Origin of the sequence: Pseudomonas bubulae, from assembly GCF_900618535.1 — a bacterium.
Classification (GTDB): Bacteria; Pseudomonadota; Gammaproteobacteria; order Pseudomonadales; family Pseudomonadaceae; genus Aquipseudomonas; species Aquipseudomonas bubulae.
Genome location: NZ_UYJA01000004.1, coordinates 465,975 through 481,046 on the forward strand (window position 1 = coordinate 465,975; position 15,072 = coordinate 481,046).

Below are 15,072 nucleotides of genomic sequence, written 5' to 3' on the forward strand. Positions count from 1 at the left end.
CCCACTTTCTATCCCAAGACAGGAATCGACACCATGACCATTAAAGCCATCAACGTTCGCAACCAGTTCAAAGGCCACATCAAGGAAATCGTACTGGGCGACGTGCTGTCGGAAATCGACGTACAAACGGCGTCGGGCATCGTGACTTCGGTGATCACCACCCGCTCGGTGAAGGAGCTGGAGCTGGTGGTCGGTAGCGAAGTGATCGCGTTCGTAAAATCCACTGAAGTGTCCATCGCCAAGTTGTAAATCATGGGTGATTCACAGCCCCGAACGGCGTAAGCCCTTCGGGGTTTTTTGTGCCTGAAAATCGCCCTCAAATCTTGGGGGTCATGGCTGTGGCCGCTCATCAGCGATAAACAGCGCAACAAATTCTTGGCCGCCTGAATGCGCTGCTCGGCACAGGCCAGCAGGGCAGATACAGAGGCGCGGGGATCGATCAATAAAACGTGGGAAGCGACGGGATTGTCGGTTTGGGGAACGTACTGGGACATGCTTTAACTCCTAAGAAAAGGAGCCACCTCAATCAGCTTGCACGCAGAAAGAGGGTAGCAATTGAGCGCGGGTGTGCAAGACCGGTCCCAGATAACCCGGCAGACCCGAAGATCTCCCGCGCACAACCGCCATAACGCCGATTGCAGGCGCTGAGCCTACCAAGCGATATGGAAAGTTGAAATCCAATAATTAGGCTTGCACGCCTGATCGCTGATGTTCAGCGATGGAGCGGACTATAGGCAGCCCGCCTGGGGCATCACAATGGGGTAACGCGGGTGAAAGCCCGATCCCACATAAGTGCGCGAAAGGTCTGTAGAAATCGCAGCGCCTGCATCGCGAGCAAGCCCGCTCCCACAGGTTTGACGAGCATCCACACATTGTGAGAACACCCAAAACCTGTGGGAGCGGGCTTGCTCGCGATGGCATCAGCCCGGTGACTCAGGCCATCACAGCAGCCTGAATCACCACCAAACCAATCAGCGCACCAAATGCAAAAACTGCAGATGGCGTTCGTACTGGTCGAGGATATCGTTGATGATCTGCTCTTTGGTGTAGCCCGTCAGGTCGTAGTCCTGGCTGCCTTCGGCCAGATGCACTTCAGCACGGTAGTAACGGCGATTACGCAGTTGCTCCTTTTTGCCAAAGCCACCCCGGGCGAAGGACGGCGTGAAGTAGCCACGCATCTGCACCTGATAGATAAACGGATGTTCATCCCCATGACCGATTTCCAGGCTCACGTTGTCGTTGGCCGGGTCTGGCTGGGTGACAACGTTAAGGCCTTTCTCCCGGAACACCGCACTCACTTCTTCAATCGCCGGGCGCACGGTGGTGTCCATAAAGCGGTACACCTCGTCCCGCGACGGGAAGTGCACGGCCTGGCTCAAACGCTGGCGCCAGCCACCACGACGCGAGTGAGAAACCGGCGCCAGGGAGTGGGTCTGCGCAATCTTCTTCTGCGACTCAAGGTAGAACGCCTTGTGCAGGCCCCACATCATCAGCAGCAAAATCAGCGAGAACGGCAACGAGGTCAGCACTACCGCTGACTTGAGCGCATCGATACTGCCCGAGAACAGCAGCGCACTGGTGACCAGCGCAGTCATCGCGCCCCAGAACACCCGCAGCCATTTCGGGCCGTCTTCGTCCGCGTTATTGCCACGGGCCGAGAGGGTGGACAGCACCACAGTACCGGAGTCAGCCGAGGTCACGAAGAACACGAAGCTGATAAACACCGTCACCGCGATAACGGTCTTGCTCCACGGGTAGGTCTCAAGCAGCAGGTACAGCGTACGCGACGGGTCATCGATAGCCGACTGGCCAAGGGCTACCATGCCGTGGTTGAGCACCTGGTCGATGGCGCTGTTGCCGAAAATAGACATCCACGCCAGGGTAAAGCCCAGCGGAATCAGCAGCACGCCGAACACGAACTCGCGGATGGTCCGGCCACGGGAAATACGCGCAATAAACAGGCCTACAAAGGGCGACCATGCGATCCACCAGGCCCAATAGAACACGGTCCAGCCGCCCAGCCAGTCACTTGGCTTGTCGTAGGCATACACATCGAAACTCTTGGTGGGCAGTGCACCCAGGTAGTCACCGATGTTCTGCACCAGAGTGTTGAGCAAGTGCTGGGTGGGGCCGGCGAACAACACAAACAGCAGCAGGGCACAGGCCAGCAGCATGTTGATGTCGGACATCACCCGCACGCCCTTGTCGACACCGGCAATGGCCACCAGAATCGCGGCGCCCATCATCAACGTGATCAGGCCCACTTGCACCCATTGGGTATGGGGCATGCCGAACAGGTAGTCGAGGCCGGAATTGAGATGCAGCACCCCAAAGCCCATGTCGGCGCCCAGACCGAATACCGTGGCAATGATACCGAAACCATCCACCGCATAACCGATGGGGCCGTTGATGCGCTTGCCGATCAGCGGGTAGAGCGCCGAGCGCAGCGCCAGCGGCAGGTTATGCCGGTAGGCGAAGTAGGCCAGTGCCATGCCGACGAACGCGAACACACCCCAGCCGTGCAGGCCCCAGTGCAGGAACAGCAGCTGCATGCCCTGGCGCGCAGCCTCGGCATTGCCGGCCGGGCCCTGCGGCGGGTTGAGCATATGGGTGAGGGGTTCGGACACACAGAAGAAAAATAGCGTGATGCTGATCCCGGCGGCGAACAACATGCCCGCCCAGGACAGGTAACTGAACTCGGGTTCGTCGTGGTCGGCACCGAGCTTGATCTTGCCGTAGCCGGACAAGGCGGTGACGACCACGAAGATCAGATACAGGGTCATCGCTAACATGTAGTACCAGCCGACCGTGTTGGCCGCCCAGTTTTGTGCGGCCAGCAGCCATTCGCCGGCAGCGGCAGGCATGGCGATGACCACCACACCGAAGATCAGGATAAACGCGGCGGCAAAGTAGAACACCGGCGGGTTCATGCGGATCGAGGACGTCTCGGACGTGATCGGTACACTCATTGGATGTGCACCTTATAGAGGTAAAACGGGATCAAAAAGAGCGGATTCGGCAAGGGTTAGCCTCCTGTTGTGAGCGGGCAGCGGACCACCGGTTTAACTTGAACAAGCATTCAAGTTAAACATGGATGGCCTTTCAGCACTAATCGCTGCCCGCAGCTGCACGCCTGATACGTTAGCTCATGGCAAGGTATGACACATGGCCATGATCATCGTTCAGCCGTTATAGCGTGGGGCTATCAGGGGAGGCGGGGGTGGTTGAAGGAGAAAGATTTTATGGCCGTGAAAAAAATTTCAAATCCAGGCAAATGCCGGATGACATCAAGCAAAACATCAGCAAAACCGCCGCCCCAACTCACGCATGCTCATTTCATATTTTCAGGGCTCAAGGATCAATCCTCAGTCGCCCCCCACCGCCACTGTAATGTCCGCCATTGTCGTACCCGGCGGCTGTAGTTGGTGGCCGTCCGCCACCTCCGCGGCGTCTTCGACGGCGGGCAGGTGGTTGTGTTGGCATCTGGACAGGAGGTAATGGCATTACAATCTTTGGAGGAGGAGAGGTGGGGGCAGGTGCGGGGTAATAGGGAACCACTGGCTTGCCAAAAATATACGCCTTAACTTGTGTTATCGAGCCGCCAAAAATCTTAACCAGTTTGGCTGATCCTAACTTAACGATGGCGCCAGAGTTTTCAATAGACTCAATGCGTCTGATCCAACGAGCAGCCATTTGTCGGCCCTCACTGGAAGCTGAAATAGACGCAATATGCATAAAAATATAAGTCTCTGCCGCAAGCTCCAACTCGGCCTGAGTATTACCGGCCGAGTCCAGCACCCGCTGCCAATATTCTTCGCGTTTACCCTCCGGTAAAATAGTAAATACGGAGTTAAGCGTCCATGCATCTGCTGTGTAGCCAGCAGAGATAAATACATCACTATGAAACTTCCAAACTTCTTGATAATTAATATCTCGAACTACTTCCAGCTGTTCGTCTTCAATTTGACTTTTCAACACCTTCAAATACTCACTCGCCATTTCGCGGAGTATTTCTTGAGTTTTACTTTCATCAACAGGCATACCTTGAGCGGCAGCAACCTCCTTCATATAGTTCATCGCCACTATCCCGGCAACTGTGTTTTGCTCTGCAACACCTAACGCCAAAGTCGCATAGGTATATCCTTTCCCACTCAGATAGTGATACAGAAAACCTGGATTTGTTTCACGCAAATAACCTTCAGCGAACTTTAAATTTCCTGAGTCTAGTTTCCCAACATAAATCAACCTTCATTATTTTTTGTGAACATCAATAAATTGATCAATATCTCTTTTTATAATTTTCCAATTTGAGACCATGTAAGCTTGATAATAAATACTCACCGTCGAGCCGATACCATCGTTAATCCACTTTTGATCACAGGTATAGGGTTCATCTTCACGCATGAACTTGCACTCTATAATGACCTGCTCCGCAGCCTTGGCATCAGTCCAATAGAGCGAGACTCTGCCTTGGCCTATATAGCCTGAGTCGGTTGCATTTAATTCATAAAACAACCCTAACGCTTCATCAAAGTTGTCTCGCTGATCATCGGAAACTTTACGCTGCCTAATTATGAAATCGATCATAGAGGCTGCATTGACCTCACGAGTTGGACTTGGGTACAGAGACACACTGATAAATCCAGGGCGGATCTCCATACTGTAAGCAGGCTCCATGCTAGGCCATAACAACTCGAACCCCAAACTAACTAAATTTGCATCACACCCCTTTTTATTATTTATAAACCCCTTTTCCCAAGAGCTTTTCCCTTCATACTCTGGCCAAAAAAACATATAAGCTCTGGAAATTTCAAATACTGTTCCCGATAATTTTCCACACGCCAGGGCATAGGTTCGTTCATGAGGTTGCTTGCCGTCTATAATCCAGAACCAGTGAAAACTGGAAGCAATAACTACCAGCTACGACTTAACCAGTGCCGACCATACATAGAGATAAATAAGTGCTAAAAACGGCATAACAATAAACATGGCTTAATCTTCTCGCACCGTCAGCCCCGAACATGCGATATTAAAAATCTTATATATCGTGCATATTCAAACGTTAGACCCGGTATCAAAATATAACCACAGCGAAGCCGCCGTACTTAATCTCGGATATTTCCGTAACTAATAATTTTATGTAGGGGAGGGTTAAACCGGGCGCAAAATTGCGCGCCCCCGTTTAAAAAACAGACAAATCCAGCGGCCGAATCGCGCCCATCCAGATTGCATGGTCGGTGTGGTCCAGCAGGTCATTGCCGGTATCGGGATGCATAAATACCACCAGCCCGTGCCGGTAGAGCGCCAGCCACGGCAGGACGATGCCGATCAGTTCAGGGCCGAAAGCCAGTTGGCAGCTCCAGTCCGGGTGCGGCCCCACCGGGCGCTCGTGGACGCGGCCCATGGTGACGCCAAACAGTCGCCTGGCCTCTTCGCACAAGGCGCGCGCCTGATCGATGGTCGAAGCGTCGAAGTAGACATGGGCGTGGTAGCCCTTGATTCGCTGCATAAGTACCTCTTGCCCTCACCCCGCCCTCTCCCGGAGGGAGAGGGCTGCTTTAAAGCGCCAGCAACCGGCGCAATTCAGCCAGCGCCGGTGCAGTATCCGGACGCACCCCGCGCCACAGATAAAACGCCTCGGCGGCCTGTTCGGCCAGCATGCCCAAACCATCCATCACCTGACCCGCGCCATGCCCGCTGGCCCACACGCAAAACGGCGTCGGCTCCTTGCCATACATCATGTCGTAGCACAGGGTTTTACCCGGCTCGATCAGGCTGCTGGCAATGGGGGGCAGTTCGCCGCTCAGGCTGGCCGAGGTGGCATTGATGATAAGGTCGACCGGCTCGTGCAGCCAGTCAAAACCGCTTGCAGCCACCGGGCCCAGGTCGCTGAACAACTCGGCCAGCAACTCGGCTTTTTCAACGGTGCGGTTGGCGATGGTGACCGAGGCCGGCCCTTCAGCCAGCAGCGGCTCCAGCGCACCCCGCACCGCACCGCCCGCGCCCAGGATCAGGATGCGCTTACCCTTGAGGCTGAAACCGGCATTGACCGTCAGGTCGCGCACTAGCCCTGCACCATCGGTGTTGTCCCCCAGCAAAACGCCATCGGCCAATTTGCTCAGGGTGTTGACCGCTCCTGCTCGCTGGGCCCGAGCTGTCAGTTGATCCGCCAGGCGGTAGGCGTCTTCTTTGAAGGGCACTGTCACATTGGCGCCACGCCCCTGCAGGAAAAACTGCGTTGCGCAGCCAGCAAAATCATCCAGTGGTGCCAGCAAGGTGTCGTACTGCATGGCCTGGCCAGTTTGCTCGGCAAACAGGCGATGCAGCACCGGGGATTTGCTGTGGGCAATCGGGTTACCAAAAACAACGTAACGGTCCATCAGGCAAGCTCCTCGGGCAGTGTCAGGCGTTGGCCAACCAGTCGCGGTCTTGCAGGAAGTAATCCGTCAGGCGCGCTTCCGGGCTTTCCGGTTCCGCTTTCCAGTCATAAGCCCAGCGCACTTGCGGTGGCAGGGACATCAGGATCGACTCGGTGCGACCGCCCGATTGCAGGCCAAACAGGGTGCCACGGTCATAGACCAGGTTGAATTCCACATAGCGTCCACGGCGGAATTCCTGGAACTCACGCTGCTGGGCAGTGTATTCGTCGTTTTTGCGGCGCTGAACGATCGGCAGGTAGGCGTCGATATAGGCATCACCAATGGCGCGAATAAAAGCGAAACAGGTGTCGAAATCCCACTCGTTCAGGTCATCAAAAAACAGGCCGCCAATACCACGGGGCTCATTGCGATGCTTGATATGGAAGTAGGTGTCGCACCACGCCTTGTAGCGCGGGTACACATCGGCACCAAATGGCGCACAGGCCTGCTCGGCCACGCGGTGCCAGTGCACGCAGTCTTCTTCAACGCCATAGTAAGGGGTGAGGTCAAAGCCGCCACCGAACCACCAGACCGGTTCTTCGCCTTCTTTCTCAGCGATAAAAAAACGCACGTTGGCGTGGGACGTTGGTACATGCGGGTTGTGCGGGTGGATCACCAGCGACACACCGAGGGCTTCAAAGCCACGGCCCGCAAGTTCAGGGCGATGAGCACTGGCCGACGGTGGCAGGCCGCTGCCGAACACATGGGAAAAGTTGACCCCGCCTTTCTCGATGACGTGGCCGTTTTCGATTACACGGGTACGACCGCCACCACCCGCCGGGCGCTCCCAGGCGTCTTCAACGAACTGGGTGCCGCCGTCTTCCGTTTGCAATGCGTTGCAAATGCGGTCTTGAAGGTCGAGCAGGTAGGCTTTTACAGCCTCGGTGCGAGTAGTCATGACATCACCTTAAATCGGGCAAAGCGACGCGGCGTGCGGGGCCGGCGGCAAAGGGGGGCTAGCATAACACCGCACTCCGGCTCACCGCAGTTGACGAAGATCACGCTTCAGCGTTGGATGGTGGCTTCGTGAAATGAGCGAGGACAGTGCAGATGGCAAAGCGTATCCAGTTTCGGGCCCACGGCGGCCCTGAAGTGCTTGAGTATGTCGATTACCAACCCGCCGAGCCGGGCCCACAGCAAGTTCGGGTGCGCAATCAGGCCATCGGTCTGAATTTCATCGATACCTATTACCGGGGTGGCTTGTACCCGCTGGCTGAACTGCCGTCCGGGCTGGGCAATGAAGGTGCGGGGATCGTTGATGCGGTGGGCAGTGACGTGCGCAACGTGAACGTCGGCGATCGCGTCGCTTACGGCACCGGGCCGCTGGGGGCATACAGTGAACTGCACGTTTTGCCTGCAGCCAATGTGGTGAAACTGCCCGAGGATATTTCCTTTGAGCAAGCCGCCGCAGTGATGCTCAAGGGCCTGACAACCCAGTACCTGCTGCGTCAGACCTACGAACTCAAAGGGGGTGAAACCATCCTGTTCCACGCTGCTGCAGGCGGGGTAGGTTCGATTGCCTGCCAATGGGCGAAAGCCTTGGGCGTGAAATTGATCGGCACGGTCAGCTCAGCCGAAAAAGCCGCCCACGCCAAAGCTCTGGGCGCGTGGGAAACCATCGACTACAGCCACGAGGATGTTGCCAAGCGTGTACTGGAATTAACCGACGGCAAGAAGTGCCCGGTGGTTTACGACGGTGTAGGCAAGGACACCTGGCTAACGTCACTGGACTGCGTAGCACCACGTGGGCTGATGGTCAGCTTTGGTAATGCTTCAGGCGCGGTAACGGGAGTCAACCTGGGGATCTTGTCGCAGAAGGGCTCGCTGTATGTCACTCGACCGACGTTGGCGTCCTACGCCAATAGCGCCGAAAACCTGCAAGCGATGGCCGATGAGCTGTTTGCGATGATCCGCAGCGGTGCAATCAAGGTTGATATCAGCCAGCGTTTTGCGTTGGCTGATGCGGCCAAGGCGCAGACGGAACTGTCGGCGCGCCGAACCACGGGATCGACGATTTTGTTGCCTTAAAACAAATTCGTAGCAGCTGCCGTAGGAACGAGGCTGCGTTCGGCGGCGCAGCCGTCGTAAAACCAGACACTGTGGTCGTTCAGAAAAATCTCGGACTCAGGTTTTACGATTGCTTCGCAACCGGACGCAGCCTCGTTCCTTCGGCAGCTGCTACAAGATCGGTTGGGCTGCAACTCATTACGCCGGGCGTACGATTTTGCCGCTAGCCAGGTCGCGGATCAGGCTCGGGTTTTTACGTCCACCCAAGTTGCCACCCAACACATGGTCGATTTGCCCACGGAAATACTGCTCCACTTTCAAGCGAGTACGCGCTGCCGGCAAACCTGCCGGGTTGGCTGAAGTCGAGACAATCGGCCCCACCAGCGCGCACAGTTCGCGCACCAGCGGGTGATCGCTCACGCGCAGCGCCACCGTATCGTGTACCCCGGTGATCCACTCGGGCAGCAAGCCCTGATGCGGCACCAGCCAGGTGTTCGGCCCTGGCCAGGTACTGGCCATGCGGTCGATCCACTCCTGGGGGAAGTCTTCAAACAGGAAGTCGAACTGGTGAATGTTGTCTGCCACCACAATCAGACCTTTATCCACAGGCCGCGATTTGATCGCCAGCAGCCGCTCGACCGCGTCTTCATCCCATGGGTCGCAGCCCAGGCCCCAGACCGCCTCGGTCGGATAGGCAATCACCGCGCCTGCGCGAATGGCTCTTGCAGCTTGTTGGACGCGCCAGGTGCTGATCATTGAATGTCTCCAGATATGTGCTGCGCGCAGTGTACTTAGCTGGCGCGAGCAAACCAACGCCCACCCTCGAGTACAACATGCCCCGCCAGTTCAAGCTCGGTCAGAGTAGCCAGCAATCGGGGCAAATCCCAACCGCTGATATTGGCCAATGCTTCGCTGGTATAGGGCGCTGCCTGCAACAATTGCACTAATGGATGACAGCTTGGAGTAAACATTTCTGTTGTGGGCAACGGCATCGAGCGCCAGCCACGCAGGCCTTCGAGAATGTGCTCAACGGTCTCGACAAGCGTAGCGCCATCACGGATCAACTGATGGCAGCCACGCGCCCCAGGGTGGTGGATGGAACCGGGCATGGCGTACACCTCGCGCCCCTGCTCTGCGGCGAGACGGGCAGTAATCAGCGAGCCGCTGGACACGCTGGCCTCGACCACCAGCACGCCAAGGGACAAACCGCTGATAATGCGGTTACGCCGCGGGAAGTTGGCGGCTTGGGGCCCGGCGTCCAGAGGAAACTCCGATACCACGGCGCTACCGTTGCAAATCATTGCGTCTGCCAATGCCCGATGGCGCTGTGGATAAAGTTTTTCCAGGCCCGTCCCCAAAACCCCCACTGTCTGCCCGCCAACGTCCAGAGCAGCCTGATGCGCTGCGCCATCAATCCCCAGCGCCAGCCCGCTGGTAATCACAAAACCGGCGCCAGCCAGGCTGCGGGAAAAGGCGGTCGCGGTGTCCAGCCCAGGCCTCGAAGCGCGTCGGCTACCGACCATCGCCAACTGCGGTTTTTCCAGAGTTGACGGCTCTCCCGCCACGAATAACAGCGGCGGGGCATCGCTCAATTCGCTTAACAGCGCCGGGTAATCGGCCTGATCATGCAGCAGCACATGGTGTCTGGAGCGCTCAAGCCAGCGCAATGCAGCGCTGGCACCCTCACGGACTTCAGGGCTGCGCCGCGCCTGGGCACACCCCTCGGGCAGCCCCAGGGCACGCCAGGCGCTGGCAGGTGCGCTGAGCGCTGAACTGGCCGAACCAAAGGCTCTGAACAGGCTGTAATAACGCCGTGGCCCAACGTCGGGCAAACGGTGCAAACGCAAGCGGGCCTCCAACTCTGCTGGGGATATTTCTGAGGGTGGCATAGGATCATCCTTGATCGGTTATTCCATCTGGCTGTAAGGAACAAGCTGTGGATAACTCTGTTGACAAGTTGTTTGGCTAACGATGAAAAGTACCGGGTTGAGCCCCTTGGCAGAACTTGAAACGCCAATGGGAAACCCAACATTAGTTGAACGTCGCCTGGAGGCCGGGCAGGTTGGTTTCAAATTGAGACATGCACAGGTGCAGCCCGGCAGCTAGTCGTTTCATCCGTGGGTGAATCCCTTTATTATGTGCTCTCGCGTGAAACGCCTGAGCCCGAGCGGGCTCTCTCTGAAGGAGACGTTTTGCACAGGTTGCTCGAGTCCCCAGGACCCACCTGACAACCGTTTTTGAATCTTTCACACAGTGCACCAAACAAACTTATGGCTATTTTGAACATCCTCGAATTCCCAGACTCGCGTCTGCGTACCATCGCCAAACCCGTGGCGGTTGTGGACGACGAAGTCCGTCAGTTGATCGATGACATGTTTGAAACCATGTACGAGGCGCCAGGTATCGGCCTGGCCGCGACCCAGGTCAACGTGCACAAACGCATCGTGGTCATGGATCTGAGCGAAGATCGCAGCGAACCGATGGTGTTTATCAACCCCGAGTTCGAGATCCTGTCCGACGAGATGGGCCAATACCAGGAAGGCTGCCTGTCGGTACCGGGTTACTACGAGAACGTTGATCGCCCGCAGCGCGTCAAGATCAAGGCGCTGGACCGTGACGGCAAACCTTTCGAAATGATCGCCGAAGGCCTGTTGGCGGTGTGCATTCAGCATGAGTGCGACCACCTCAACGGCAAGCTCTTCGTCGATTACCTGTCTACGCTCAAGCGCGACCGGATCAAGAAGAAACTGGAAAAACTGCACCGCCAGAACGCTTGATCGGCATAAAACGCACAACACTCCCGAACTGGCAGGGACCCGATGTGGGAGCGGGCTTGCTCGCGATCGGGCCAACACGGTTCTGCTGATACACCGGGTAGCCCTCATCGCGAGCAAGCCCGCTCCCACATGAAAATGAGCCAGCCGGTCCGTTCGCTGGCTCATTGCCGTCAGTTCCCGCGCCCCCCTATTCCAAGTGAGTATTCCATGACTGAGCCACTGCGCATCGTCTTTGCCGGCACCCCAGAATTCGCCGCCGAACACCTCAAGGCACTGCTAGACACGCCTTACGAGATCGTCGCGGTCTACACCCAGCCGGACCGTCCGGCAGGGCGCGGGCAAAAGCTGATGCCAAGCCCGGTCAAACAGCTGGCGCTGGAGCACAACATCACAGTGATGCAGCCACCCACCCTGCGTGCCCCTGAGGCCCAGGCCGAACTGGCTGCACTCAAGCCGGACCTGCTGGTGGTGGTGGCCTACGGCCTGATCCTGCCGCAAGTGGTGCTGGATATTCCGCGCCTGGGCTGCATCAACAGCCACGCCTCCTTGCTGCCACGCTGGCGCGGAGCAGCGCCGATCCAGCGCGCCATCGAAGCCGGCGACAGTGAAAGCGGAGTGACCGTAATGCGTATGGAGGCGGGTCTGGACACCGGCCCCATGCTGCTCAAGTCCGTGACCGCAATCACCGCCGATGACACCGGCGGCAGCCTGCACGACCGCCTGGCCGAACTGGGCCCACCGGCCGTGATCCAGGCCATTGCCGGTCTGGCGGCGGGGACGCTGCAAGGTGAAGTCCAGGATGACAGCCTGGCGACCTACGCCCACAAGTTGAACAAGGACGAAGCGCGCATCGACTGGAGCCGCCCGGCCGTTGAGCTGGAGCGCCTGATCCGCGCCTTCAACCCGTGGCCGATCTGCCACAGCACGCTCAATGGCGAAGCCCTCAAAGTACTGGCCGCAAACCTGGCTGACGCTCAAGGTGCACCGGGACAGATTCTCGCCGCCAGCAAGGACGGCCTGATCGTGGGTTGCGGTGAAGGCGCCTTGTGCCTCACACGCCTGCAATTGCCTGGTGGCAAAGCGCTGAACTTCAGTGATTTTTTCAACAGCCGCCGTGAGAAATTCGCCGTCGGTACAGTTTTGGGTGCCGCACAATGAATCCTCGTCTGGCCGCCGCCAAAGCCCTGACTGCCGTGCTCAACGGCAAGGCATCGCTCAACAGTTCGTTGCCGCTGCAACTGGACAAGGTTGAGGTACGTGACCGCGGTCTGACCCAGGATCTGGCCTTCGGCACCGCGCGCTGGCAGCCACGCCTGTCGGCGCTGGCCAACAAGCTGCTGCAAAAACCGTTCAAGGCCGCCGACGCTGACGTCGAGGCATTGCTGCTGGTCGGTTTGTATCAACTGCTCTACACCCGCATTCCGGCCCACGCCGCCATCGGCGAAACCGTAGGTTGCGCCGACAAACTGAAAAAGCCGTGGGCCAAAGCCCTGCTTAACGCCGTATTGCGCAATGCACAGCGAGAAAGCGAAGCCTTACTGGCTGAGCTGGAGCGTGACCCGGTGGTGCGTACTGCGCACCCACGCTGGCTGCAAAAATCCCTGAAGGCTTTTTGGCCTGAGCAATGGGAAGCCATCTGTGCAGCCAACAATGCGCACCCGCCGATGATCTTGCGGGTCAACCGTCGCCATCACAGTCGTGATGCGTATCTGCAGTTGCTGGTCGAGGCAGGGATCGAAGCTCAACCTTGCACCTTTAGCCAGGACGGCATCGTGCTGGCTGCGGCCTGCGATGTACGCAATCTGCCAGGCTTTGCCGAAGGCTGGATCAGTGTCCAGGACGAAGCCGCCCAGCTGGCTGCCGATTTGCTCGATCTGGCCCCGGGCCAGCGTGTACTCGACGCCTGCTGCGCCCCCGGCGGCAAGACCTGCCACATCCTGGAAGTCGAGCCCAAGCTCGCCGGCGTGGTAGCCGTGGACCTGGAAGCCAAGCGCCTGGTGCGCGTTCGCGAGAACCTTGAACGTCTGGGCCTGAGTGCCGAGTTGATTGCGGCTGACGGCCGCGATACCGCAACCTGGTGGGACGGCAAACCTTTCCAGCGCATTTTGCTGGATGCGCCTTGCTCAGCAACGGGTGTTATCCGCCGTCATCCAGACATCAAGCTGACCCGCCAACCGGACGACATCGCCGCACTCGCCACCCTGCAAGGCGAACTGCTGGACGCGATGTGGCCAACCCTGGAAGTCGGTGGCATCTTGCTTTACGCCACCTGTTCGACGCTGCCGACCGAAAACACCGAGGTGATCGAAGCGTTTCTGGCCCGGACACCGGGTGCCCGCGAGCTGGATATCGCCGGTCAGTTCGGTATCAAACAACCCCACGGCCGCCAGTTGCTGGCGCAAGAAGGTGGGCATGACGGTTTCTATTACGCCAAACTGATCAAGATCGCTGCCGCACGCAGCTAACGGTTCCAGGAAATGACGGCATGAAAATCATCATCCTCGGCGCAGGCCAGGTCGGCGGTACGCTGGCAGAACATCTGGCCAGCGAAGCCAACGACATCACCGTGGTCGACACCGATGGCGAACGCCTGCGCGACCTGGGTGACCGCCTCGACATCCGCACCGTGCAGGGCCGCGCCTCGCTGCCCAATGTGCTGCGCCAGGCGGGTGCAGATGACGCCGACATGCTGGTGGCCGTGACCAACAGCGACGAGACCAATATGGTCGCGTGCCAGGTGGCCTACACGCTGTTTCACACCCCGACCAAAATCGCCCGTGTTCGAGAAGCGGCTTATCTGACACGCGGCGAGGAGTTGTTTGATAACGACGCCATCCCGGTCGACGTGCTGATCAGCCCCGAGCAGGTGGTCACCAACTACATCAAGCGCCTGATCGAACACCCCGGTGCTTTGCAGGTGATCGACTTTGCCGAGGGCAAGGCGCAGTTGGTCGCGGTCAAGGCGTATTACGGTGGCCCGCTGATTGGTCAGCAATTGCGCCAGCTACGCGAGCACATGCCGAATGTGGATACACGAGTCGCGGCGATTTTCCGACGCGATCGGCCAATTACACCCCGTGGCGATACCATCATCGAGGCTGACGACGAAGTATTTTTCATCGCCGCCAGAGCCAATATTCGCGCAGTAATGAGCGAAATGCGCCGCCTTGACGAAAGCTACAAGCGTATTGTCATTGCTGGCGGCGGACAGATCGGCGAGCGCCTGGCCGAGGCCATTGAAAGCCGTTACCAGGTCAAAATCATAGAGATGAATCCTGCACGTTGCCGCTATTTGTCCGACACGCTCGACAGTACAGTTGTGCTGCAAGGTAGCGCCTCGGACCGCGACTTGATGCTCGAAGAGAACATCGCCGATGCCGACGTGTTCCTGGCCCTGACCAACGATGACGAGGCCAATATCATGTCCTCGCTGCTGGCCAAGCGCCTGGGCGCGAAGAAGGTGATGACCATCATCAACAACCCGGCCTATGTGGACCTGATCCAGGGTGGCGAAATCGATATCGCCATCAGTCCGCAGCTGGCCACCATCGGCACCTTGCTGGCCCACGTACGCCGAGGCGATATCGTCAGTGTGCACTCACTGCGCCGCGGTGCGGCGGAGGCCATCGAAGCCATCGCCCACGGTGACTCCAAGTCGAGCAAGGTGATTGGCCGCAGCATCGGTGAAATCAACTTGCCACCGGGGACCACGATTGGCGCGATCATTCGCGACGAAGAAGTGCTGATCGCCCACGACTCTACCGTCATCAATGCCGGCGACCATGTGATCCTGTTCCTTGTGGATAAAAAGCATATTCGCGACGTAGAGAAGCTGTTTCATGTGGGCTTGAGTTTTTTCTAAGGAGTCA

General features: G+C 57.9%; 14 protein-coding genes. 6 read left to right on the forward strand and 8 right to left on the reverse strand.

The window, feature by feature from the left end:
• Nucleotides 1-33 precede the first annotated feature (33 nt).
• A complete protein-coding gene (locus PPTH39_RS16740) occupies nt 34-249 on the forward strand; it encodes a TOBE domain-containing protein (RefSeq protein ID WP_003444581.1) in 216 nt (71 codons plus the stop codon).
• A 722-nt stretch (nt 250-971) separates the two neighbouring features.
• On the opposite strand, the gene betT is transcribed toward PPTH39_RS16740, so the two are convergent.
• The 6 genes from betT to hemF all read right to left on the reverse strand — a co-directional run bounded on the left by betT (nt 972) and on the right by hemF (nt 7,317).
• Nucleotides 972-2,969, reverse strand: a complete 1,998-nt coding sequence (gene betT, locus PPTH39_RS16750; RefSeq protein ID WP_094999601.1) for a choline transporter BetT — start codon at nt 2,967-2,969, stop codon at nt 972-974.
• A gap of 382 nt (nt 2,970-3,351) precedes the next feature.
• Nucleotides 3,352-4,191, reverse strand: a complete 840-nt coding sequence (locus PPTH39_RS16755) for a hypothetical protein (RefSeq protein ID WP_130872217.1) — start codon at nt 4,189-4,191, stop codon at nt 3,352-3,354.
• 60 nt (nt 4,192-4,251) lie between these two features.
• The gene (locus PPTH39_RS16760) at nt 4,252-4,794 is read right to left on the reverse strand and encodes a hypothetical protein (RefSeq protein ID WP_130872218.1); all 543 of its coding nucleotides are present in this window, start codon (nt 4,792-4,794) and stop codon (nt 4,252-4,254) included.
• Between the two features lie 388 nt (nt 4,795-5,182).
• On the reverse strand, nt 5,183-5,509 hold the full coding sequence (locus PPTH39_RS16765; protein ID WP_095023150.1) for a DOPA 4,5-dioxygenase family protein: 327 nt from the start codon (nt 5,507-5,509) through the stop codon (nt 5,183-5,185).
• Between the two features lie 49 nt (nt 5,510-5,558).
• Entirely contained in the window at nt 5,559-6,380 is an 822-nt protein-coding gene (aroE, locus tag PPTH39_RS16770) for a shikimate dehydrogenase (protein WP_095031560.1), read from the reverse strand.
• Nucleotides 6,381-6,402: 22 nt separating this feature from the next.
• On the reverse strand, nt 6,403-7,317 hold the full coding sequence (gene hemF / locus PPTH39_RS16775; RefSeq protein WP_094999596.1) for an oxygen-dependent coproporphyrinogen oxidase: 915 nt from the start codon (nt 7,315-7,317) through the stop codon (nt 6,403-6,405).
• A 152-nt stretch (nt 7,318-7,469) separates the two neighbouring features.
• On the opposite strand from hemF, the gene PPTH39_RS16780 reads away from it, so the two are divergent.
• Nucleotides 7,470-8,447, forward strand: a complete 978-nt coding sequence (locus PPTH39_RS16780; protein WP_095017919.1) for a quinone oxidoreductase family protein — start codon at nt 7,470-7,472, stop codon at nt 8,445-8,447.
• Nucleotides 8,448-8,624: 177 nt separating this feature from the next.
• Here the strand turns inward: PPTH39_RS16780 and tsaC are convergent, their stop codons facing one another.
• Nucleotides 8,625-9,182: an L-threonylcarbamoyladenylate synthase type 1 TsaC gene (gene tsaC, locus PPTH39_RS16785; protein WP_094999595.1), complete on the reverse strand. Its 558-nt coding sequence runs from the start codon at nt 9,180-9,182 to the stop codon at nt 8,625-8,627.
• 35 nt (nt 9,183-9,217) lie between these two features.
• The gene (gene dprA, locus PPTH39_RS16790) at nt 9,218-10,315 is read right to left on the reverse strand and encodes a DNA-processing protein DprA (protein WP_094999594.1); all 1,098 of its coding nucleotides are present in this window, start codon (nt 10,313-10,315) and stop codon (nt 9,218-9,220) included.
• 381 nt (nt 10,316-10,696) lie between these two features.
• Here dprA and def point away from each other — a divergent pair, with 381 nt between their 5' ends.
• The 4 genes from def to trkA all read left to right on the forward strand — a co-directional run bounded on the left by def (nt 10,697) and on the right by trkA (nt 15,065).
• Nucleotides 10,697-11,203, forward strand: coding sequence for a peptide deformylase (def, locus tag PPTH39_RS16795; protein WP_016782844.1), 507 nt, complete (start codon nt 10,697-10,699; stop codon nt 11,201-11,203).
• A 207-nt stretch (nt 11,204-11,410) separates the two neighbouring features.
• Nucleotides 11,411-12,361: a methionyl-tRNA formyltransferase gene (gene fmt, locus PPTH39_RS16800; protein WP_094999593.1), complete on the forward strand. Its 951-nt coding sequence runs from the start codon at nt 11,411-11,413 to the stop codon at nt 12,359-12,361.
• Complete coding sequence (gene rsmB / locus PPTH39_RS16805; protein WP_095017920.1) at nt 12,358-13,668, forward strand: 16S rRNA (cytosine(967)-C(5))-methyltransferase RsmB; 1,311 nt, start codon at nt 12,358-12,360, stop codon at nt 13,666-13,668. Before fmt ends, rsmB begins: the two co-directional genes overlap by 4 nt.
• A gap of 20 nt (nt 13,669-13,688) precedes the next feature.
• Entirely contained in the window at nt 13,689-15,065 is a 1,377-nt protein-coding gene (trkA, locus tag PPTH39_RS16810) for a Trk system potassium transporter TrkA (RefSeq protein WP_094999591.1), read from the forward strand.
• Nucleotides 15,066-15,072 lie beyond the last annotated feature (7 nt).